Origin of the sequence: Amycolatopsis sp. VC5-11, assembly GCF_037034185.1 — a bacterium.
GTDB lineage: Bacteria > Actinomycetota > Actinomycetes > Mycobacteriales > Pseudonocardiaceae > Amycolatopsis > Amycolatopsis nivea.
The window spans coordinates 1-21,893 of sequence record NZ_JBAGKF010000025.1 but is presented as its reverse complement, the minus strand read 5'-3'; the positions used below and the strand labels follow the sequence as shown (position 1 = coordinate 21,893).

Annotated in this window: 21 protein-coding genes; 18 read left to right on the top strand and 3 right to left on the bottom strand. The window is 70.9% G+C overall.

All coding sequences use genetic code 11. From position 1 onward, the window contains the following. Window positions 1–200 precede the first annotated feature (200 nt). Together WA670_RS41000 and WA670_RS40995 are read right to left on the bottom strand one after the other, a co-directional pair. Window positions 201–470: a hypothetical protein gene (locus WA670_RS41000; RefSeq protein WP_238605671.1), complete on the bottom strand. Its 270-nt coding sequence runs from the start codon at window positions 468–470 to the stop codon at window positions 201–203. 120 nt (window positions 471–590) lie between these two features. After that, window positions 591–950, bottom strand: coding sequence for a DUF1844 domain-containing protein (locus WA670_RS40995; RefSeq protein ID WP_037818165.1), 360 nt, complete (start codon window positions 948–950; stop codon window positions 591–593). A gap of 282 nt (window positions 951–1,232) precedes the next feature. Between WA670_RS40995 and infC the strand changes: the two genes are divergently transcribed. The 6 genes from infC to pheT all read left to right on the top strand — a co-directional run bounded on the left by infC (window position 1,233) and on the right by pheT (window position 7,629). After that, on the top strand, window positions 1,233–1,796 hold the full coding sequence (gene infC / locus WA670_RS40990; RefSeq protein WP_200864208.1) for a translation initiation factor IF-3: 564 nt from the start codon (window positions 1,233–1,235) through the stop codon (window positions 1,794–1,796). A gap of 76 nt (window positions 1,797–1,872) precedes the next feature. Next, the gene (gene rpmI, locus WA670_RS40985; RefSeq protein ID WP_037818166.1) at window positions 1,873–2,067 is read left to right on the top strand and encodes a 50S ribosomal protein L35; all 195 of its coding nucleotides are present in this window, start codon (window positions 1,873–1,875) and stop codon (window positions 2,065–2,067) included. Window positions 2,068–2,131: 64 nt separating this feature from the next. Then, window positions 2,132–2,509, top strand: coding sequence for a 50S ribosomal protein L20 (gene rplT / locus WA670_RS40980; RefSeq protein ID WP_009079612.1), 378 nt, complete (start codon window positions 2,132–2,134; stop codon window positions 2,507–2,509). A gap of 8 nt (window positions 2,510–2,517) precedes the next feature. Next, window positions 2,518–3,306 (top strand): TrmH family RNA methyltransferase, encoded by a 789-nt coding sequence (locus tag WA670_RS40975; protein WP_374204462.1) that lies wholly within the window; start codon window positions 2,518–2,520, stop codon window positions 3,304–3,306. Between the two features lie 697 nt (window positions 3,307–4,003). After that, the gene (gene pheS / locus WA670_RS40970) at window positions 4,004–5,059 is read left to right on the top strand and encodes a phenylalanine--tRNA ligase subunit alpha (RefSeq protein ID WP_037818167.1); all 1,056 of its coding nucleotides are present in this window, start codon (window positions 4,004–4,006) and stop codon (window positions 5,057–5,059) included. After that, window positions 5,059–7,629, top strand: coding sequence for a phenylalanine--tRNA ligase subunit beta (pheT, locus tag WA670_RS40965; protein ID WP_037818169.1), 2,571 nt, complete (start codon window positions 5,059–5,061; stop codon window positions 7,627–7,629). Before pheS ends, pheT begins: the two co-directional genes overlap by 1 nt. A 105-nt stretch (window positions 7,630–7,734) precedes the next feature. On the opposite strand, the gene WA670_RS40960 is transcribed toward pheT, so the two are convergent. Beyond that, window positions 7,735–8,424, bottom strand: coding sequence for a DNA alkylation repair protein (locus tag WA670_RS40960; protein ID WP_037818171.1), 690 nt, complete (start codon window positions 8,422–8,424; stop codon window positions 7,735–7,737). A gap of 130 nt (window positions 8,425–8,554) precedes the next feature. Between WA670_RS40960 and WA670_RS40955 the strand changes: the two genes are divergently transcribed. From WA670_RS40955 to tyrS, 12 genes are all read left to right on the top strand, one after another. Then, on the top strand, window positions 8,555–10,156 hold the full coding sequence (locus tag WA670_RS40955) for an alpha/beta hydrolase (protein WP_336161495.1): 1,602 nt from the start codon (window positions 8,555–8,557) through the stop codon (window positions 10,154–10,156). A gap of 193 nt (window positions 10,157–10,349) precedes the next feature. Then, on the top strand, window positions 10,350–10,826 hold the full coding sequence (locus WA670_RS40950; protein ID WP_037818174.1) for a hypothetical protein: 477 nt from the start codon (window positions 10,350–10,352) through the stop codon (window positions 10,824–10,826). Window positions 10,827–11,641: 815 nt separating this feature from the next. Continuing rightward, window positions 11,642–12,670 carry an N-acetyl-gamma-glutamyl-phosphate reductase gene (gene argC, locus WA670_RS40945; protein ID WP_336161493.1) on the top strand — a complete coding sequence of 343 codons (1,029 nt, stop codon included), beginning with the start codon at window positions 11,642–11,644 and terminating at the stop codon, window positions 12,668–12,670. Next, window positions 12,667–13,827: a bifunctional glutamate N-acetyltransferase/amino-acid acetyltransferase ArgJ gene (gene argJ / locus WA670_RS40940; protein WP_037818177.1), complete on the top strand. Its 1,161-nt coding sequence runs from the start codon at window positions 12,667–12,669 to the stop codon at window positions 13,825–13,827. The genes argC and argJ overlap by 4 nt, the downstream gene beginning before the upstream one ends. Beyond that, a complete protein-coding gene (gene argB / locus WA670_RS40935; protein ID WP_037818179.1) occupies window positions 13,824–14,759 on the top strand; it encodes an acetylglutamate kinase in 936 nt (311 codons plus the stop codon). The genes argJ and argB overlap by 4 nt, the downstream gene beginning before the upstream one ends. After that, the gene (locus WA670_RS40930) at window positions 14,756–15,961 is read left to right on the top strand and encodes an acetylornithine transaminase (protein ID WP_037818180.1); all 1,206 of its coding nucleotides are present in this window, start codon (window positions 14,756–14,758) and stop codon (window positions 15,959–15,961) included. Before argB ends, WA670_RS40930 begins: the two co-directional genes overlap by 4 nt. Further along, on the top strand, window positions 15,961–16,887 hold the full coding sequence (gene argF, locus WA670_RS40925; RefSeq protein WP_037818181.1) for an ornithine carbamoyltransferase: 927 nt from the start codon (window positions 15,961–15,963) through the stop codon (window positions 16,885–16,887). The genes WA670_RS40930 and argF overlap by 1 nt, the downstream gene beginning before the upstream one ends. After that, the gene (locus WA670_RS40920) at window positions 16,884–17,384 is read left to right on the top strand and encodes an arginine repressor (protein ID WP_037818182.1); all 501 of its coding nucleotides are present in this window, start codon (window positions 16,884–16,886) and stop codon (window positions 17,382–17,384) included. Before argF ends, WA670_RS40920 begins: the two co-directional genes overlap by 4 nt. Then, window positions 17,381–18,370 carry an argininosuccinate synthase domain-containing protein gene (locus tag WA670_RS40915; protein WP_134729179.1) on the top strand — a complete coding sequence of 330 codons (990 nt, stop codon included), beginning with the start codon at window positions 17,381–17,383 and terminating at the stop codon, window positions 18,368–18,370. The genes WA670_RS40920 and WA670_RS40915 overlap by 4 nt, the downstream gene beginning before the upstream one ends. 24 nt (window positions 18,371–18,394) lie before the next feature. After that, window positions 18,395–19,810, top strand: coding sequence for an argininosuccinate lyase (gene argH, locus WA670_RS40910; protein ID WP_037818185.1), 1,416 nt, complete (start codon window positions 18,395–18,397; stop codon window positions 19,808–19,810). Window positions 19,811–19,854: 44 nt separating this feature from the next. Further along, window positions 19,855–20,490, top strand: coding sequence for a DNA-3-methyladenine glycosylase (locus tag WA670_RS40905; RefSeq protein WP_037818187.1), 636 nt, complete (start codon window positions 19,855–19,857; stop codon window positions 20,488–20,490). A gap of 32 nt (window positions 20,491–20,522) precedes the next feature. After that, window positions 20,523–21,797 (top strand): tyrosine--tRNA ligase, encoded by a 1,275-nt coding sequence (gene tyrS, locus WA670_RS40900; protein ID WP_037818189.1) that lies wholly within the window; start codon window positions 20,523–20,525, stop codon window positions 21,795–21,797. Window positions 21,798–21,893 lie beyond the last annotated feature (96 nt).

Here is a 21,893-nt window from a genome sequence, read left to right as displayed (position 1 = left end):
CCTCTTTGTCCGCGCGGATCGGCGTCGCGTGGCTCAGTCGTGGACCTGGCGGCCGCGCGGGTCGACGTCGCGTGGCTTAGTTGTCGGCCCGGCGGCCGCACGGATTGGCACCGGGTGGCTCAGTCGTGGGCCTGGCGGCCGCGCGGGTTGGCGTTGTGCGGCTCAGTCGCAGGCGTGTCGGTCGCACGGTGTCGCGCGGTTCAGCTGCGGGTCAGGTGGCCGCATCGGTCGGCATCGTGGAGCTCGGCAGCGGTCGCCGGGCGGTCCGTGCACCGGAGCGCGGTCGCGGTCCAGGCAAGCTGCCGGACCGGATCTTCGCGGTCACCGGTCCGAACCCGGTGCCGGAGCGCGGCGGCGATCATCCGAGCCGAATCCTCGCGGATCGCCAGGCCAGACTCCGGCATCCGGCACGACCGGGTCCATCGCTGCAGCCCGCCGGGCGCGTTGATCGCGAACCGGGGCAGTGTCACGCGGCCCCGATCCGGCACGCCGAGGCCTTATCGCCGTCCGCCCTCACCCGGAACGGCGAAGACCCGCCCCGGCGATGCCGCGAGGCGGGTCTTCGAAGATCTCTCGGAACGGCTTCCGGCTCAGTAAACCGGCCCGGTGTACTTCTCGCCCGGCCCCTGGCCCGGCGGGTCCGGCACGACCGACGCCTCGCGGAACGCCTTCTGCAGCGACTGCAGTCCGTCGCGGAGGGGCCCGGCGTGCAGGCCGAGGTACTCGGCGGAGGCGGTCACGAGCCCGGCGAGCGCGGTGATGAGGCGGCGCGCCTCGTCGAGGTCGCGGTGCGGCGAGTTCTCCGGGTCGGCGTCGGCGAGGCCGAGGCGTTCGGCGCCCGCGGACAGCAGCATCACCGCGGCGCGGCTGATCACCTCGACGCTGGGGATCTCCTCGAGCCCGCGGTCGTCGGGGGAATACGGGGGCGGTGGCGAAGGTTGTTCAGGCACGTCTGGTACCCTTCCATGTGCGACCAGCTCCCGAGCGATCGGGGGCGGCAAGTGGAGCCCCGCTCCCACCCGTCTCACCGCTACAGGTGTCCGGGTCCGGTCTCGCCGAAGCAGTGCGTGCCGTTCCGGCAGCGTACTGCGGAGGCGAAGCGTTCGGCCGTCCGGCCGGGCGCGATCGGAGACAGAGCGGGCCCCGTGCACCGGCAGCAGCCGGAGGCGGGGCCTGAATCATGTGGGCACCAGGTCGAAACGAGAAAACATCACTCGGACCAAGGAGGCCCCATCAGCTCCGAGACACGCATCAACGACCGCATCCGGGTGCCGGAAGTCCGGCTCGTCGGCCCTAACGGCGAGCAGGTCGGCATTGTCCGGATCGAAGATGCGCTGCGGCTTGCGCAGGAGGCGGACCTCGACCTCGTCGAGGTGGCCCCGCAGGCACGCCCGCCCGTGGCCAAGCTCATGGACTTCGGCAAGTTCAAGTACGAGAGCGCGCAGAAGGCCCGCGACTCCCGGCGCAACCAGCATCTGACCGTCATCAAGGAACAGAAGCTGCGGCCGAAGATCGACCAGCACGACTACGAGACCAAGAAGGGTCACGTGTCGCGGTTCCTGGCGGCGGGCAACAAGGTCAAGGTCACGATCATGTTCCGCGGTCGCGAGCAGTCCCGGCCGGAGCTCGGGTTCCGGCTCCTGCAGAAGCTCGCCGACGACGTCACCGAGCTCGGCTTCGTGGAATCGTCGCCGAAGCAGGACGGACGCAACATGATCATGGTGCTGGCCCCGCACAAGAACGTGAAGCCGAAGGCGGCGAAAGCCGAATCGGCCGAATCGGCTCCCGAGGCGTAGCGCCCCAGCGCCGACCAGCACAGTCAGCGGCACACCGGTGATCCGGTGTGCCGCCGCACGAAAGAGGACTACAAGCATGCCGAAGATGAAGACGCACAAGGGCACGTCGAAGCGGATCCGCGTGACCGGTTCGGGCAAGCTGCGTCGCCAGAAGGCCGGCCGTCGCCACCTGATGGAGAAGAAGTCCAACCGCCTCACCCGCCGTCTCGAGGGCACCACCGAGGTCGCCCAGAACGACGTCGGCCGCGTGAAGCGCCTGCTCGGCCGCTGAGGCCCGCACCCTTTCCCGACCACCCCGGGGTCCTCGCACCCCCCGAATTCGACAGGATGGACCAGTGGCACGCGTCAAGCGGGCGGTCAACGCCCAGAAGAAGCGTCGCGCGACTCTCGAACTGGCCAGCGGTTACCGCGGCCAGCGTTCGCGGCTGTACCGCAAGGCCAAGGAGCAGACGCTCCACTCGCTCAACTACGCCTACCGCGACCGCCGCGCGCGCAAGGGTGACTTCCGCCAGCTGTGGATCACCCGCATCAACGCGGCCGCTCGCGCCAACGGCGTCACCTACAACCGGTTCATCCAGGGCCTGAAGGCCGCCGGTGTCGAGGTGGACCGCAAGATCCTCGCGGACCTCGCGGTCAACGACGCCGCCGCCTTCACCGCGCTCGCCGAGCTCGCCAAGGCGAACGTCACGACCGGCGAAGCGAAGTCGGCCTGACCGGCAGCATTTTCCGGCCCGGGGCGGATCCGTTCACCGAACGGACCCCCCGGGTCGTTGCTGCGCGCAAACTGACCCGGCGCGCGGAACGAGAGAAAACCGGCCGCTTCCTGGCCGAAGGGGTCAACGCGGTCACCTCGGCCCTGTCCCACGGGACGGTCCACGAACTCTTCGTGACCGAACGCGCCGCCGCCGCCCACCCTTCGTTGGTCGCGTCGGCTCCCCGCGTGTCGCCCATCACGGATCGCGCGGCCGCGAGCCTGTCGGAAACCGTGACCCCGCAAGGAATCATCGCGGTCTGCTCGCTGGTCGACCGTCCACTGGAGACAGTCCTCGCCTCGGCCCGCCTCGTGGTGGTCCTGGTCGACGTCGCCGAACCCGGCAACGCAGGCACCGTGATCCGGGTAGCCGACGCCGCCGGCGCCGACGCGGTAGTCCTGGCCGGCGACACCGTCGACCCGCACAACGGCAAAAGCGTCCGCGCCGCCGCCGGTTCGACGTTCCACGTCCCGCTGGCCCGCGCCCGCGACATCCCGTCAGTCCTCACCGCCCTCCGTGCAGCCGGCCTCCGCACGCTAGCCGCGCACGGTTACGCCTCGACCTCGCTCGAGACTGTCCGCTTCGGAGACCCGGTGGCGTGGATCTTCGGCAACGAGGCACACGGCCTGCCCGAGGACGTCCTCTCGTCAGTCGACGAAGCAGTCCGGATCCCGTTGTACGGCAAGGCGGAAAGCCTCAACCTGGCTACCGCCGCCGCGGTCTGCGTCTATACCGCAGCGATGGCCGCACGCCGCTGACCTCCGGCAGTTCTACTGGATCGGCGTTGCTCACGGTGCGGGCAAATCGACGATCGCCCGCCGCTTGGCTGCACGTTATGGCTGGCATCACTACGCATCCGACGACACCACGCGCGCCCACGCGCCCGCACGACCCCCGGCACTGCCCCTGCCACCGCCACCGTCATCACCGCCGCGACGTCGTCGCCGTCACCGCCGCCACTGCCCCTCCCACCGCCGTCATCACCGCCGCGACGTCGGCACCGCCGCCACTGCCATCGCCACCACCACCACGACTGCCACCGTCATCGCCCACCGTCCCCGCCATCGCCACCGCCACTGCCACCGTCGCCGCCCGCGCTGTCGCCTTCGGCGCGAGCCGCACCCCGCTTCCGGTCTGGCCACTCCCGCGCTCCGCTTCCGCAGTGCCGAGCGCTCCCGAAACCCCGCCCGGCAGAGCCGCTCCGCAGCCACCCGCGAGGGCGGCCGGGGCGAGCCGGTCGGGAGGCGGTTCTCACCTGATCCGCTGACCACCGTTCGGGTCCCCGGCGACGGTCAGTCGTGATCACGGGGCGGATCCGGCGCAGCCGCTCCGGAAGCGGAGGGTGAGCGGCCGGGCCCGGCGCCCGATCCCCTAGACTGAGCTGCCCGATGTGCACGTGCGGCGGCATGCCCGCGTGTCGCCGACAACACCAGTCCCAGCGGACGCCGAGGAGTCATGTCCGGAGCCACAGAACAGCCGGTCGACGTGCTCGCACCGGAGACCCTGCGCGCGGCGATCAAGGCGGCCGAGGACGCCTTCGCCGGCGCGGCCGACCTGGACGCGCTCGCCGCCGTCAAACCGGCCCATCTCGGGGACCAGTCGCCCGTGCTCCTCGCGCGCCGGGGAATCGCCGCGCTGCCGAAGCAGGAGAAGGCCGACGCCGGCAAGCGCGTCAACGAGGCCCGGCAGGCGGTGCAGTCCGCGTTCGACGCGCGCCGCGCGGCTTTGCAGGCCGAGCGCGACGAGCGCGTGCTTCGCGAGGAGGCTGTCGACGTCACGCTGCCGTGGGATCAGGTCCCGCGCGGAGCCCGGCACCCGATCAGCACGCTGTCCGAGCGCATCGCCGACGTTTTCGTCGCCATGGGCTACGAGGTCGCCGAAGGACCCGAGCTCGAGGCGGAGTGGTTCAACTTCGACGCGCTCAACTTCGGCAAGGACCACCCGGCGCGCCAGCTGCAGGACACGTTCTACGTCGGCGAGGAAGGCTCCGGCTTGGTGCTGCGCACGCACACCTCGCCGGTGCAGGCCCGCAGCCTGCTGCACCGCGACCTGCCGGTGTACGTCGTGTGCCCGGGCCGCACCTACCGCACCGACGAACTCGACTCCACGCACACGCCGGTGTTCACCCAGGTCGAAGGCCTCGCCGTCGACAAGGGCCTGACCATGGCGCACCTCAAGGGCACGCTCGACGCGTTCGCCCGCGCGATGTTCGGCGAGAGCTCCACGACGCGGCTGCGCCCGCACTTCTTCCCGTTCACCGAGCCGTCGGCGGAGGTCGACGTCTGGTTCGAGGAGAAGAAGGGCGGCCCCGGCTGGGTCGAATGGGGCGGCTGCGGCATGGTCAACCCGAACGTCCTGCGCGCGTGCGGCGTCGACCCCGAGGTCTACTCCGGCTTCGCGTTCGGCATGGGCATCGAGCGGACCCTGCAGTTCCGCAACGGCATCCCGGACATGCGCGACATGGTCGAAGGCGACGTCCGGTTCACCCTTCCCTTCGGAACGGAGGCGTAGTGCGAGTCCCGGTGAGCTGGCTGACCGAGCATCTCGAGGTGGATGCCGACGTCACGCCGCAAGACCTGGCCGACGCCTTCGTGCGGATCGGGATCGAGGTCGACGAGCTCAGCAAGCTCGGCCCGGTGACCGGCCCGCTCGTGGTCGGCCGCGTCGCGGAGATCGAGGAGCTGACCGGCTTCAAGAAGCCGGTGCGGTTCTGCCGCGTCGAGGTCGGCGAGGAACCCGACCCGGAGCCCGACGACGCCGAACTGTCCGAAGAGGACGACGACGAGGACGACGGCCCGCTCGAGAACGAGGGCCCGCACGGCATCAAGACGCGCGGCATCGTCTGCGGCGCGAGCAACTTCGCCGAGGGCGACCTCGTCGTGGTCGCGCTGCCGGGCGTGGTCCTGCCGGGCGATTTCGAGATCGCCGCGCGCAAGACGTACGGCAAGGTCAGCGACGGCATGATCTGCTCGGCGGCCGAACTCGGCCTCGGCGACGACCACAGCGGCATCCTCGTGCTCCCGCCGGGCACGGCGAGCCCCGGCGACGACGCGAAGGACCTGCTCGGCCTCGACGACACCGTCATCGAGGTCACGCCGACCCCGGACCGCGGCTACGCGCTGTCGATCCGCGGCCTGGCGCGCGAACTGTCGAACGCGCTCGACGTGCCCTTCGGCGACCCGGCGATGCTCGACAACTTCCCGGAAGCCGAGGGCGAAGCGTGGCCGGTCCGGGTCGAGGACCCCGAGGGCTGCCCGCGGTTCGTGCTGCGCCGCGTCACCGGTCTCGACGCGACCGCGCCGACGCCGTGGCGGATCCGCCGCAGGCTGATGCTGGCCGGCATCCGGTCCATCTCCCTCGCGGTCGACGTCACCAACTACGTGATGCTCGAACTCGGCCACCCGCTGCACGCGTTCGCGACCGGCTCCATCCAGGGCGACCTGGTGGTCCGACGCGCGAAGGCGGGGGAGAAGCTCACGACGCTCGACGACGTCGAGCGCACCCTCGACGCGGACGACATCGTGATCGCCGACGACAGCGGCGTCATCTCCCTCGCCGGCACGATGGGCGGCGCCAGCACGGAGATCACGCCGGAGAGCACGGACGTGCTGCTCGAGGCGGCGCACTGGAACCCGGCGTCGATCAGCCGCACCGCGCGCCGGCACAAGCTGTTCTCCGAGGCGGCGAAGCGCTTCGAGCGCTACACCGACCCGGCGCTGTGCGCGGCCGCGGTGGAACTCGCCGCGCGGCTGCTGCGCCAGTACGGCGACGGCGCGATCCGCCCGGGCCGCACCGACGTCGGCGGCGTCGCCCCGCACGCCCCGGTGACCATGCCGATCAACCTGCCCGACCAGGTCGCCGGCGTCCGCTACGAACGCGGCGTCACGGTCCGGCGGCTCGGCCAGATCGGCTGCAAGGTCCAGCTCAGCACGAGCGACCAGGGCGTCGGCCTGGTCACCGCGACCCCGCCGAGCTGGCGCGGCGACCTCGTGCAGCCCGCCGACCTCGTCGAGGAGGTCCTGCGGCTCGAGGGCTACGACAGCATCCCGTCGGTCCTGCCCGCCGCGCCCGCGGGCCGCGGCCTCACCGACGCCCAGCGCCGCCGCCGCGCGGTGTCCGGCGCGCTCGCCGAGGCGGGCTACGTCGAGGTGCGCCCGTTCCCGTTCATCGGCGACGCGGTGTGGGACGCCTTCGGTCTGCCCGAGGACGACATCCGCCGCACGACGGTGCGCGTGCAGAACCCGCTCGAAGCCGACCACGACCGGATGGCGACCACCCTCCTGCCGGGTCTGCTGGAGACGTTGCAGCGCAACGTTTCCCGCGGCCTGAAGGACGTGTCGCTGTTCCACGTCGGCCAGGTGGTGCTGCCGAAGCCGAACCAGCTCAAGGTCCCGGACCTCGGCGTCGAGCACCGCCCGAGCGACGAGGACCTCGCCGTGCTGGAGGCCGCCGTGCCCGCGCAGCCGGTGCACGTCGCCGTCGTCCTCAGCGGCCAGCGCCCGCGCGCCGGCTGGTGGGGCAAGGGCGACCAGGCGGGCTGGGCCGACGCCGTGCAGGCCGCGCGCCTCGTGGCCGAGGCCGCGGGCGTGCAGCTCACCGTGCAGGCCGCCGACCTGCTGCCGTGGCACCCGGGCCGGTGCGCCCAGCTGCGCGTCGGCGACTGGCCGGTCGGCCACGCGGGCGAACTGCACCCGAAGGTCGTCGAGGCCCTCGGCCTGCCGCCGCGCACGGTCGCCATGGAACTCGACCTCGACGCGATCCCGCTGCCCGACTCCCGTCCGGCGCCCAGCATCTCGGCCTACCCGCCGGTGCTGCTGGACGTCGCACTGGTCGCCGGCACGGACGTCCCGTCCGCCGACCTCGCCGACGTGCTCCGCGAAGGTGCGGGCGAACTGCTCGAGGAGATCACCCTCTTCGACGTCTACGCCGGCGAGCAGCTCGGCGAAGGCAAGCGTTCCCTGGCGTACAAGCTCCGTTTCCGCGCCGCGGACCGCACCTTGACCGTCGACGAGGCCACCAAGGCCCGCGACGCCGCGGTCGCCGCTGCCGGCGAGCGCTTCGGAGCGACGCTCCGCGCCTGATCCGACGCTGTCCCCGTCCCGCGCTCCGGCCACCGGCCGGTCAGCCGGGGCGGGGGAGCGCTGGTGTCATGGCACCCTCCTTTCCTTTTCCTCGAACGGTTCGCTTCAGCTGAGGTGCTTCATCGCCTCCCGGACGGACAGCGGGGACAACCCCGGGTGTGCACGGACGAACGCGCGGACCCACTCCGGCTCGGCACGAGCATGATCCCGCAGTGCCCAGCCGATTCCCTTGCGCAGAAAGAAATCCCGGTCGTCGAGGTTCGCCTCGATCGCGTCGGCCAGGAGCTTCTGGTCCACCTCGCCCTTCGCGCTGACCTGACAGATCACCGCCGTTCGCCGGCGCCAGCGATCAGCGTCTGTCATCCAGCGGCGCAGAACCGGCGTGACCGCCGCCCGGTGCTCGCGCAGGATCGGCCCGACCCGGCGGATCGCGACCTCGTCGACGTGGTCCCACCACGCACCGGTGACGATCAGCTCGTCGTACATCTCCAGCAGTTCCGGGTCCTGCCATTGCCGGTAGGCGCGGTGCCCGGAGAGATCGATCGCCGCGTACCGCTCCTCGCGGTACTCCGCTTCCCGCCACAACGCGAGCACGGTCTCGACGTATGTCACTCGATCGGGCAGAACATGCTCGGCCAAGACCGTCTTCATGAGCTTGCCGCGCGGCGGTTTCGGCACGCCGCGAAACGGCATCGCGGACTTCATGTACGCCTGCATCTCCGGTGCTTTGACCGGGTCCGCCAGCTCGGCCAGCCCGGTTCGCACCGCCGTGATCAAGGCTTCGCCCGCACCCATTGAGGACCACCTCCGTCGTCTCGGATCCCGACGATCGGGGGACAGCGCGGCTCGTGTCGGGAAACGAGATTCTGCCGCGCAGCCGGTAGCTTCGACGAGCCCTGGTTGCCGTCGGACGCAAAGGACCACTGTGAGGAAAATCGTCACCGCGCTGGCCGCCGCCGCTGTCGCGGCCGGAACGCTGGCTGTCGCACCCGCCGCCACCGCGGTGCAGCCCGAAGGGCCGGGCTACGCGCCGCCGCCGATCAAGTGGGGACCGTGTTCCGCACCAGGACTCGCCAAGGCGGGAGCCGAATGCGGATTCCTGGAGGTCCCGATGGATTACGCGCAGCCGTCGGGCGAGAAGGCGCAGATCGCCGTTTCCCGGGTGAAGCACAAGACCGCGAAGTTCCAGGGCGTGCTGCTGGTGAACCCGGGCGGGCCGGGAGGCTCCGGCCTCGGTCTTTCGGTGCTCGGCCGGAATGTGCCGAAGCACGCCGGAGACAGCTACGACTGGATCGGCTTCGACCCTCGCGGCGTCGGCTCCAGCAAACCGGCGCTCACGTGCGACGGGAACTACTTCGCTCCGGTCCGTCCGGCTTACGTGCCGAAGACCCCGCAGCTGGAGGACACCTGGCGCGCTCGCACGAAGGGCTACGCCGAGGCCTGCGCGAAGAACGGCCCGCTGCTCGAGCACATCAAGACCACTGACGTCGCGCAGGACATGGAAAGCCTCCGCAAGGCGCTGGGCCAGAAGCAGATCAACTACTACGGCTTCTCTTACGGCACTTACCTCGGCCAGGTGTACAGCACGCTGTACCCGGACCGCATGCGCCGGATGGTGCTCGACGGGAACGTCGACCCGCGCAAGGTCTGGTACGACGCCAACCTGGACCAGGACGTCGCCTTCGACCGCAACATCAAGATCTACTTCGACTGGCTCGCGAAGTACGACAACGTCTACCATCTCGGCAAGACCGGTTCGGCCGTCGAGCAGCTCTGGTACGCCCAGCAGCGGAAGCTCGACCGCGCCCCGGCGGGCGGCGTGATCGGCGGCGACGAGTGGACCGACATCTTCCTTCAAGCCGGCTACTACGTGTTCGGCTGGGAAGACATGGCCAAGGCCTTCGACGGATGGGTGCACCGCGGCGACTGGCAGACGCTGAAAGCGTTGTACGACAAGTCGAACGCGCCCGGCGACGACAACGGCTACGCGGTTTACAACGCGGTGCAGTGCGCCGATGTCCAGTGGCCGCAGGACTGGGACCGCTGGCGCCGCGACGCCTGGGCCACCCACACCCGCGCGCCGTTCGAGACCTGGAGCAACACCTGGTACAACGCGACCTGCCTGAACTGGCCCGCGAAGCCGGGCAAGCCGGTGGACATCGACGGCTCGAAGGCGAGCGGCGCGCTCCTGATCAGCGAGGAACTCGACGCGGCGACGCCGTACTCGGGCAGCCTCGAAGTGCGCAAGCGCTACCCGCGCTCGAGCCTCATCAGCGCGCCCGGCGGGACGACGCACGCCGGATCGCTCTCCGGGGTTTCGTGCGTGGACGACAGGGTCGCTGACTACCTCGCCACCGGCGCGTTGCCGAAGCGGGTGCGAGGCGACCGCTCCGACGTCCAGTGCGCCGCGGTGCCGCAGCCGGTTCCGTCTCCGGTCGCTTCCGATGCCCAGCAGAAGGCTGATGCCGCGGCGAAGGCCGCGGCGGAGGAGAAGCAGGGCCTGCTTGCCGGCCTGCTGCGTTTCTGAGTTGTCCTGCGCGGTGCCCCGGCCTGGTCTTCCAGGCCGGGGCATTGTTCTTTTCCGCTGGTCCATCGAGCCCCCTCGGTCGTTTTCGGGTCGCCGGGGACGCTACGACGGGGGTCTGACAATTTCGGACCGCAGTCACCCGATCGCGTTAAGTGATCGAAAATTGTCGGGGGTCGCGGATACCTTCGCGGCCATGACGATCATTCAGGAGCACCGGACCGAGGTCCGGTCAGGAGATGTCCAGTACCAGGTCGCCGTCGTCACCCGCACCGAGGACGGCGAGCCCGAGCGGGTCACCGTCACGGTCGGCGGAGAACGGCCGGACGGCGAACCCGTCGTCGAGGGCAGGCTCGAACTCGACGTGACGTCCGTGGCGACCGTCGCGGAACTGCTCGACACGAGCCTGCGCACCTTCGCGGGCGGCGGCACGCGGCGAAGATCGCGCGGACGCCCGGCCCAGCAGGGGCGGCCGTGGACCGACGAGATGGACGCGGACCTGGAGGCCCGCTGGCTCGCCGGGGATTCGGTGACCGAACTGGCGCGCCATTTCGCGCGAACGCCCGGCGGGATCCGGGCGCGGCTGCCCAGGGTCGGGTGCGATCCGGAACATCCGGGAAATCATTTGCCCACACCGCCGAGTCTGCGCGAAGCGGAGGAGGGAGTGGACTGACGAGTGCCCGCCGGGTTCGCATCCCGAGGCGGGCCCGGCGTGGCGGTGGCTGCTTGCCGGACTGGGGCTTGGGCTCCGGGATCGGTGGTGTGCGCGCTGGATTTCTGGCGCGGGTTCCGCGACGCGGCGTGCGCAGGACTTGTGGCGCGGGTTCCGCAGCGCGGGACTTGCGGCGTGGGTCTCGAGGCGAGCGGCATGCGCGCGGGACTGTGGCGTGGGCTCCCGGGCGAGCGGCGCTCGCGCGGAACTTACGGCATAGGTTCCGTGGCGAGTGGTGGGTGCCGGAGTGACGGATTGGGTCCAGAGCGGGCGGCATGCGCGGGACTGGTGGCGTGCGCCGGATTTGCGGCGTGGCTCCGGGGCGACGGTGGGTGCCGGACACGCGGCTGAGGTGCCGGGGTGAGCGGCGGGCGCGGAACAGGTGGTGCCCGCGCAGGTCTGGTGGCTCAGGTACAAGGCAGGCGGTCAAGGAGGCAGGTTCGAACGGTTGAACGATGCGCGTTGCTGAGCGGTCTTGGCTGGGCGGCTCGGCGGGCTGGAACAACTCGTGCACCCAGCTCGCGCGGCTGACGAGTCCGCCTGTTCAGGCGACTCGGTCGTTTGGCGCGGGCCAGGAACCCGTCGTCTAGCCCGGCCGGAAGTCCTGCCGCCGCGGAACCGCATCGGCACGCCGTCGATCAGGGCTGATCCATTCCATCGCGGCGGCGGAAAAAGCCTGGAGAACGTAGGGAATCCACGGAAGTCCCGGGGAGGGGACGGTCAGGGTGAGCAAACCCTCTTTGTTTGAGCTTGCACGCTCGTGCATAATCATTCGTATGACGGTGAAGATCGCGGTAGCCGGTGCCAGCGGGTACGCGGGCGGCGAACTGCTGCGCCTGCTCCTGACCCATCCCGAGGTCGAGATCGGCGCTCTCACGGCGGCGAGCAGCGCGGGGACGACGCTGGGCACGCACCAGCCGCACCTCGCTCCGCTGGCCGGGCGGGTGCTGCTCGAGACGAACGCGGAGACGCTCGCGGGCCACGACGTCGTGTTCCTTGCTCTGCCGCACGGCCACTCGGCCGAGATCGCGGCGCAGCTCGGGCCGGACGTGCTCGTGGTCGATCTTGGGGCCGACCATCGGCTCGCGGACGCGGTGGACTGGCGACGGTGGTACTCCGGCGAGCACGCGGGGCAATGGCCCTACGGGATGCCCGAGCTGCCTGGTGCGCGCGAGAAGCTCGTGGGGACCAAGAGGATCGCGGTTCCGGGTTGCTTCCCGACCGGCGGGTCGCTGGCGCTGGCCCCGGCGTTGGCGGCGGGGCTGATCGAGCCCGCGGTCACCGTGGTGTCGGTGACGGGGACGTCCGGTGCGGGCAAGAGCCTGAAGCCGAACCTGCTCGGGTCCGAGGTCATGGGCAACGCGAGCGCGTACGGCGTCGCCGGTGCGCATCGGCACACGCCGGAGTTCGTGCAGAACCTCTCGGGCGCGGCGGGCAAGCCGGTGACCGTTTCGTTCACGCCGGTGCTCGCGCCGATGCCGCGCGGCATTCTCACGACGGCGAGCGCCCAGCTCGCGGGCGATGTCGACGAGGCCGCCGCGCGCGCGGTGTACGAGAAAGCCTACGACGCTGAGCCGTTCGTCCAGGTGCTGCCCGAAGGGACCTGGCCGACGACCGCGGCCACGGTCGGCTCGAACAACGTCCAGCTCCAGCTCGGGATCGACGACGGCGCGGACAGGCTGGTCGTCGTCACGTCGATCGACAACCTCACCAAGGGCACCGCGGGCGGTGCCGTCCAGTCGATGAACCTGGCGCTCGGTTTCCCCGAGGCCACCGGACTTTCCACCGTGGGAGTGGCACCGTGACCGTCACCGGACCGAAGGGTTTCCGCGCCGCCGGCGTGGCCGCCGGGATCAAAGCCTCCGGCGCGCTCGACCTCGCGCTGGTCGTCAACGACGGCCCGCTCGACGTCGCGGCGGGCGTGTTCACCCGCAACGTGATCAAAGCCGCGCCGGTGCTGTGGTCGCAGGAAGTGCTGAAGCAGCAGAAGCTGAAGGCCGTCGTGCTCAACTCCGGCGGGGCGAACGCGGCGACCGGGCCGGGCGGGTTCCAGGACACGCACGCCACCGCGGAAAAGGTCGCCGAGGTGCTGGGCGCCGGCGCGATCGAGGTCGCGGTGTGTTCCACCGGCCTGATCGGCGAGCGGCTGCCGATGCCCGCCGTTCTGTCCGGTGTGGACAGTGCGGTCAAGGCGCTGGACGCCGGCCCGGAAGCGGCGCTCAACGCGGCTACCGGCGTCATGACCACCGACACCAAGCCGAAGCAGGCGTTCGCCCGGCACGACTCCGGGTGGAGCGTCGGCGGGTTCGCCAAGGGCGCGGGGATGCTCGCGCCGAACCTGGCGACGATGCTGTCCGTGCTGACCACGGATGCCGTGGCGGACAAGGAAACTCTCGACCGTGCGCTGCGCGCCGCCACGCACGTCACGTTCGATCGGCTCGACGTGGACGGCGGGACGTCGACCAACGACACCGTGCTCGTGCTCGCCTCGGGCGCGAGCGGGGTGGAGCCGACCGAAGCCGAGCTGACCGAGCTGCTCACCAAGGTCAGCCACGACCTGGTGCTGCAGCTGCGGGCCGATTCCGAAGGCGCCACCAAGGACGTCGACGTCACGGTGAAGGGTGCCGCGTCCGAAGCCGACGCGATCGTCGTGGCTCGGACGATCGCCGAGGACAACCTGGTCAAGACCGCCTTGTTCGGGTCCGATCCCAACTGGGGCCGCATCGCGATGGCGCTCGGCCGCGCACCGGCGCGGATCGACCCCGAGACGGTGTCGATCGCGATCAACGGCGTCACGTTGTTCGCGGGCGGCACCACGGCCGAGGACCGGTCGGCGGCCGATCTGTCCGGGCGAGCGATCGACGTTGTCGTGGATCTCGGCGTCGGTTCGGGCGAGGCCACGATTTACACCACCGACCTCTCGCACGCGTACGTCGAAGAGAACAGCGCGTACTCGTCATGACGGATACCGGAAGGCTCGTCTCCGCGGACGAACGGCTCGCCAGCGCGGCCGAGAAGGCCGGGGTGCTGATCGAAGCGCTGCCGTGGCTGCAGCGGTTCAACGGCGCGACCGTCGTGGTCAAGTACGGCGGCAACGCGATGATCGACGACCAGCTGAAGGCCGCGTTCGCCGAGGACATGGTGTTCCTGCGGCTGGCCGGGCTGCACCCGGTGGTCGTGCACGGCGGCGGCCCGCAGATCAGCGCGATGCTGTCCCGGCTCGGCGTGCCGGGGGAGTTCAAGGGCGGGCTGCGCGTCACCACGCCGGAGACCATGGACATTGTGCGCATGGTGCTCGTCGGGCAGGTGAGCCGCGAGCTGGTCGGCCTGATCAACGCGCACGGACCGTACGCGGTCGGCATTTCCGGCGAGGACGCGCGGCTGTTCACCGCCGAGCGCAAACAGGCCACTGTGGACGGTGAGCAGGTGGACATCGGCCTCGTGGGCGAGGTCGCCGAGGTGAACCCGGCCGCGGTGCTCGACATCGTGAACGCCGGCCGCATCCCGGTGGTGTCCACGGTCGCCCCCGACATCGACGGCGTGGTGCACAACGTCAACGCCGACACCGCCGCGGGCGCGCTCGCCGCGGCGCTCGGCGCGGAGAAGCTCGTCGTGCTCACCGACGTCGAAGGCCTTTACGCCAACTGGCCGGACCGGTCGTCGCTGATCGACCGGATCCCCGTCGACCGTCTCGAACGCATGCTGCCCGGCCTGGCCAGCGGCATGATCCCGAAGATGGAGGCGTGCGTGCGCGCGGTGCGCGGCGGCGTGCGCGGCGCCCACGTCATCGACGGCAGGCTCGCCCATTCGGTGCTGCTCGAGGTCTTCACCTCGCGCGGCATCGGCACCATGGTGCTGCCCGAGGCAGCGCACCCCGGAACGGAGCACGCGTGACTACCCTCAAGTCCAATGCGGACGGCCAGCAGCACTGGCAGTCGGCTGTCATGGACAACTACGGAACCCCCGGCCTGACCCTGGTGCGCGGCGAAGGCGCGCGAGTGTGGGACGCGGACGGCGCCGAGTACGTCGACCTGGTCGGCGGCATCGCGGTGAACGCGCTCGGCCACGCCCACCCGGAGGTGGTGCGCGCGGTCACCGAGCAGATCTCGAAGCTGGGGCACACGTCGAACCTGTACGTGAACCCGGTCGCGGTCGAACTCGCCGAAACCCTGCTCGACGTCGCGGGCCTGAACGGGCAAGGGAAAGTCCTGTTCGTCAACTCCGGCGCAGAGGCGAACGAGGCCGCGCTGAAGATCACCCGGCTCACTGGCCGCAGCAAGGTCGTCGCGGCGGAGGGCGCGTTCCACGGCCGCACCATGGGCGCGCTGTCGCTCACCGGGCAGCCGTCGAAGCGCGAGGCGTTCGAGCCGCTGGTTCCGGGCGTCACGCACGTTCCCTACGGCGACGTCGACGCGTTGCGGGCTGCCGTGGACGGCGAGACCGCCGCCGTCTTCCTGGAGCCGGTGCTCGGCGAGGCCGGGGTGATCCCGGCTCCGGACGGCTACCTGCACGCGGCTCGCGAGATCACCAAGGCCGCCGGTGCGCTGCTCGTCCTCGACGAGGTGCAGACCGGGATCGGCAGGCTCGGCACGTGGTTCGGCTTCCAGCAGGCCGGGATCGTGCCGGACGTGATCACGCTCGCGAAGGGTCTCGGCGGCGGGCTTCCGCTCGGCGCGGTGATCGGCGTCGGCGCGGCGGGCGACCTGCTGAAGCCGGGCCAGCACGGCACGACCTTCGGCGGCAACCCGGTGTGCTGCGCGGCCGGGCTGGCCGTGCTGCGCACCATCGTCCGGGACGACCTGCTCGACCACGTTTCCGCGCTGGGCAAGGATCTCGCCGCGGGAGTCGAGGCGCTCGGCCACCCGCTCGTGTCCGGCGTCCGCGGCGCGGGGCTGCTGCTCGGCATCGGCCTGCGGAAGCCGGTTTCCGCGGCGGTCGCTAAGGCCGCGCAGGAAGCTGGCTACCTCGTCAACCCGGTCGCCCCGGACACTGTCCGGCTCGCCCCGCCGCTCGTGCTCGACGAGCAGCAGGCGCAGGGCTTCCTCTCCGCCCTCCCGGGCGTGCTCGACTCCACCACCACGAAGGAATCCGACTGATGCCCCGCCATTTCCTCCGCGACGACGACGTCACCCCGGCCGAGCAGGCCGCTCTGCTCGACCTCGCGGACCAGCTGAAAGCCGACCCGCTCGGCACGAAGGCGCTCGCCGGCTCCACGGTGGCCGCGATCTTCGAGAAGAACTCCACCCGCACCCGGTTCTCGTTCGAGGTCGGCATCAGCCAGCTCGGCGGGCATCCGGTGATCGTCGACGGCCGTTCGATGCAGCTCGGCCGCGAGGAGACCATCGAGGACACCTCGCGCGTGCTGTCGCGCTACGTCGACGCCGTCGTGTGGCGCACCTTCGCGCAGAAGCGCATCGACTCGATGGCGTCGGTCGCGTCGATCCCGATCGTCAACGCGCTCACCGACGAGTTCCACCCGTGCCAGGTGCTCACGGACCTGATGACCATCCGCGAGCGCAAGGGGAAGCTCGCCGGGCTCACGCTCACCTACCTCGGCGACGGCGCCAACAACATGGCGCATTCGCTGCTGCTCGGCGGCACGACGGCCGGGATGAACGTGCGCGTCGTGTCGCCGGAGGGGTTCCAGCCCGACCAGCAGGTGATGCTCGACGCCAAGCAGCGCGGAACCGAAACCGGCGGCAGCGCGACTGTCTACACCGACGCGCACGAGGCCGTCGACGGTTCGGACGTGCTGGTCACCGACACCTGGACGTCGATGGGCCAGGAGAACGACGGCCTCGACCGGGTCGGCCCGTTCCGCGCGCTGCAGATCAACGCCGCGTTGCTGAAGCGCGCCGCCGACGAGGCGATCGTGCTGCACTGCCTGCCCGCGCACCGCGGCTGGGAGATCACCGACGAGGTGCTCGACGGCCCGGCCAGCGCGGTGTGGGACGAGGCGGAGAACCGGCTGCACGCGCAGAAAGCCCTGCTGGTCTGGCTGTTCGGGCAGAACGGCCGATGACCAGCAGCCGGGTCGGGCGCCAGGCGCGGATCACCGAGCTGGTGTCCACGATGGCCATCCGCAGCCAGACGGAGCTCGCGCGGCTGCTCGCCGCCGAGGGGATCGAGGTCACCCAGGCGACGCTGTCGCGCGACCTCGACGAACTCGGCGCGATCAAGCTGCGCGGCGCCGACTCGGGCGCGCCGGTCTACGTCATCCCCGAGGACGGCAGTCCCGTGCGCGGCGTCCAGGGCGGCACCTCGCGGCTGTCCCGGCTGCTCGCCGAACTGATGGTGTCGGCGGATTCGTCGGGCAACCTCACCGTGCTGCGCACGCCGCCGGGCGCCGCGCAGTTCCTTGCGAGCGCGATCGACCGGGCCGCGCTGGAGGAGGTCGTCGGGTCGATCGCGGGCGACGACACGGTAGCGGTGATCGCGCGCGAACCGCTCACCGGACGAGACCTCGCCGAGCGGTTCACCGCGCTCGCCCAAGGTTCGGCGGAAGGAAACGAGCCGTGACCCGGCGGGTCGTGCTCGCCTATCCGGGCGGGCACGGCTCCTCATCCGCGGTGAGTCTCCTTCAGGAACAAGGCGAAGTGGTCGCGGCCGCCGTGGATTTCGGTTCAGGCGACGTGGATCTGTGCGCGCTCCGGCGGCAGGCGATGGCCGACGGGGCCGCTGAGATCGTGGTCGCGGATGTCCGAGAGGAGCTCGCGAACGGCTACTGTTTGCTTGCGCTGCAAGCGAATGCGCTGATTCTCGACCGGCACCCGCTGGTCGAAGCGCTGGCCCGGCCGCTGCTGGCAAGCCAGCTCGTCGCGACCGCGAGGGACCGGAACGCATCGGCCGTCGCACACGGTGGCGGAGACACGTTGTCCAGCATGATCGCGGCACTCGCTCCGGACCTCGAGATCGTCGAACTCGATGTTCGCGGCGAGCAAGAACTGTCGACGAGCCGGACTTTGTGGGGCCGGACCGCGGACGACGGTTACCGCTGGACCGAGGACGCCGTAGTGAACCTCGGCATGCCGGACGAGGTCGTCGTCACTTTCGAGCAAGGCGTGCCGGTGGCAGTCGACGGCGAGACGGTCAGCGTCGCCGAGGCGGTGCAGCGGCTCGGACATCGGGCCGGGCCGCACGGGATCGGCCGGTTCGAGGCTTACGACGTACCGGGTGCGGCGGTGCTGATCGCCGCGCACCAGGAGCTGGAATCGGTCACGCTCGACCGTGATCTGGCGAGGTTCAAACGCGGCGTCGACCGCCGGTGGGCCGAACTGGTCCACGACGGATTGTGGTTCTCGCCGCTGCGCGAGCCGCTGGACGCGTTCGTCCGGCGGGCGCAGGAGCGCGTGTCCGGCGAGGTGCGGCTGGTGCTGCACGCGGGCAGCGCGACCGTGGCCGGCCTCCCCGGGAGGCGGCTTCGCCCGGTCGGACGGCGGCACCGCCGCGCGACCGGGCAGACTCCGCTGGGAAACACCCAGCATCCGAGCACCCAGGCGTCCTGAGACGCCGGACGAGAGAGGCAGAACGTGAGCGGGAAAGACCAGCCGGTGCAGCTGTGGGGCGGCCGGTTCGCCAGCGGGCCGGCCGAGGCGATGGCGGCGCTGAGCGCCTCGACCCACTTCGACTGGCGCCTGGCGCCCTACGACATCGCCGGATCGCGCGCGCACGCCCGCGTGCTGAACAAGGCGGGTCTGCTCACCGAAGCGGAACTGACCGGGATGCTCGACGCGCTCGACACGCTGGCGCAGGACGTCGCGTCCGGCGCGTTCACCCCGACGATCGCCGACGAGGACGTGCACACCGCGCTCGAACGCGGTCTGCTCGAGCGCGCCGGCGCCGAACTGGGCGGCAAGCTGCGGGCAGGTCGTTCCCGCAACGACCAGGTCGCGACGCTGTTCCGGATGTGGCTGCGCGACGCCGCGCGCCGGGTGGTCGCGGGCACGCTCGACGTGATCGACGCGCTCGTGTCGCAGGCGTCCCGCCACCCGGACGCGATCCTGCCCGGGCGTACCCACCTGCAGCACGCGCAGCCGGTTCTGCTCGCGCACCACCTGATGGCCCACGGCCAGTCGCTGCTGCGCGACGTCTCCCGCCTGCGCGACTGGGACGCCCGCACCGCGGAATCGCCGTACGGTTCGGGCGCGCTCGCCGGTTCGTCGCTCGGCCTCGACCCGGAAGCCGTGGCCGCCGAACTGGGCTTCGACACCAGCGTGGAGAACTCGATCGACGGCACCGCCTCGCGCGATTTCGTCGCCGAGTTCGCGTTCGCCGTCGCGATGCTCGCGGTCAACCTGTCGCGGATCGCCGAAGAGGTGATCATCTGGAACACCGCCGAGTTCGGCTACGTCACGCTGGACGACGCGTGGGCCACCGGCAGCTCGATCATGCCGCAGAAGAAGAACCCGGACGTCGCGGAGCTGACCCGCGGCAAGGCCGGACGGCTGATCGGCAACCTCACCGGCCTGCTCGCCACGCTCAAGGCGCAGCCGCTCGCGTACAACCGCGATCTGCAGGAGGACAAGGAGCCGGTGTTCGACTCGGTCGAACAGCTGGAGCTGCTCTTCCCGGCGATCGCGGGGATGCTCGGCACGCTCACCTTCCACACCGAGCGGCTCGCCGAACTGGCTCCCGCCGGGTTCACCCTCGCCACCGACATCGCCGAATGGCTGGTGCGCCAGGGCGTGCCGTTCCGCGTCGCGCACGAGGCGGCGGGGGAGAGCGTGCGGGTCGCGGAGGCGCGCGGGGCCGGGCTCGACGAGCTGACCGACGAGGAGTTCCAGGCCATCAACCCGGCGCTCACCCCGGCGGTGCGCGAAGTCCTCACCGTCGAAGGCTCGGTGCGTTCGCGCGATGCTCGCGGCGGCACCGCGCCGGACCGGGTCGCCGAGCAGCGGGAGCGCCTGGTCGAGCGCGTCGCGGCGCATCGGCAGTGGCTGAAGTGATCTGTCGCCAGGCCGCTGGTTAGGCTGGCGGCCTGACGAGGGGAGTGCGTGTGGACCGGTTGTTCCGGCGCGAAGAACTGGCACTGGACCCGGTCGACCTGGCTCGGCTGCTGCTCGGTGCCGTCCTCGAGGCCGACGCGCCCGAGGGCCGGGTCGGGGTGCGGCTCGTCGAGGTCGAGGCCTATCGCGGGCTCGACGATCCCGCTTCGCATTGCTACCGCGGGAAAACCCCGCGCAACGCGGTGATGTGGGGTCCGGCCGGGCACCTCTACGTGTACTTCGTCTACGGCATGCACTTCTGCGCGAACGTCGTCGGCACCGAGGACGGCCAGCCGGGCGCGGTGCTGCTGCGCGCCGGCGAGGTCGTCGAGGGCGCGGACATCGTGCGGAAGCGGCGGCCGAACGCGCGCGGCAACGGCGAGCTCGCCAAAGGCCCGGCCATCCTCACCTCTGTGCTGGGTCTCGCCCGCGAGCAGAACGGGCTCGATCTCACCGACCCGGAATCGCCGGTGCGGCTGCTCGCCGGCGAACGCGTGCCCGCCGACAACGTGCGCACCGGCCCGCGCGTCGGCGTCGCGATGGCGATGGACACGCCGTGGCGGTTCTGGATCGACGGCTCACCAGCCGTCTCGACCTACCGCCGCGGCGGGAAACGCCGGCAGGTGCGACCCGCGGGATAGTCGTTTGACCTGGTGGGGGATCATCTACAGGTGTGAGTGAGCACATCCTTGACGAGTTGTCCTGGCGCGGCCTGATCGCGCAATCCACCGACATCGACGCCCTGCGCCGAGAACTCGACCGCGGCCCTCTCACGCTCTATTGCGGCTTCGACCCGACCGCGCCCAGCCTGCACGCCGGCAACCTCGTCCCGCTGCTGATGCTCAAGCGGTTCCAGCGCGCCGGGCACCGGCCGATCGTGCTGGCGGGCGGCGCCACCGGGATGATCGGCGACCCCCGCGACAACGGGGAGCGCACGCTGAACACCCTGGACGTCGTCGCCGACTGGGCCGGGCGGATCCGCGGGCAGCTGGAGCGGTTCGTGGACTTCGACGACTCGCCGACCGGCGCGATCGTCGAGAACAACCTCGACTGGACCTCGAAGCAGAACACGCTGGAGTTCCTGCGGGACGTCGGCAAGCACTTCTCGGTGAACGTGATGCTGAACCGGGAGACGGTCAAGCGCCGCCTCGAGGGCGACGGCATGTCCTACACCGAGTTCAGCTACCTGCTGCTGCAGTCCCAGGACTACCTGGAGCTGTACCGCAAGCACGGCTGCAAGCTGCAGGTCGGCGGCTCGGACCAGTGGGGCAACCTCGTCGGCGGCGTCGACCTGATCCGCCGCGTCGAAGGCGGGACGGCGCACGCGCTGACCGCGCCGCTGGTTACCGACGCCGAAGGCCGCAAGTTCGGCAAGTCCACCGGCGGCGGCGATGTGTGGCTCGATCCGGAGCTGACCTCGCCGTACGCCTGGTACCAGTACTTCGTGAACGTCGGCGACGCTGACGTGCTCCGCTACCTGCGCCTGTTCACCTTCCTCGACCGGGAGGAGATCGAGGCACTCGCGAAGGACACCGAGGAGCGTCCGCACCTGCGCGCCGCGCAGAAGCGGCTGGCCGAGGAGTTCACGAACCTGGTGCACGGCGAGGCCCAGACGCGCCAGGTCATCGCGGCGAGCCAGGCCCTGTTCGGCCGCGGCGAGCTGACCGACCTCGACGGCCCGACGCTCGACGCGGCGATGGCCGAGGTCCCGAACGGCAAGGTCGAGCCCGCGGGCGACGCGACGATCGTCGACCTGCTGCTCGCCGGGGGACTGGTGGACAGCAAGGGCGCGGCGCGGCGCACGGTGAAGGAGGGCGGCGCGTACGTGAACAACGTGAAGATCGCCGACGAGGAGTGGAAGCCCTCGGCTTCCGACGCCCTCCACGGCCGCTGGCTCGTGGTCCGCAAGGGCAAGCGCACGGTCGCCGGCGTCCGCGTCGGGGCCTGATCTCGCCCTCGGCCCGAAACAGGGGCCTGACCTGCGGGAACGCAGTTAAGGTACCCCCCTGTTTCGGGCCCTGGGAGGGCGTGTAAAGTTCTCCAA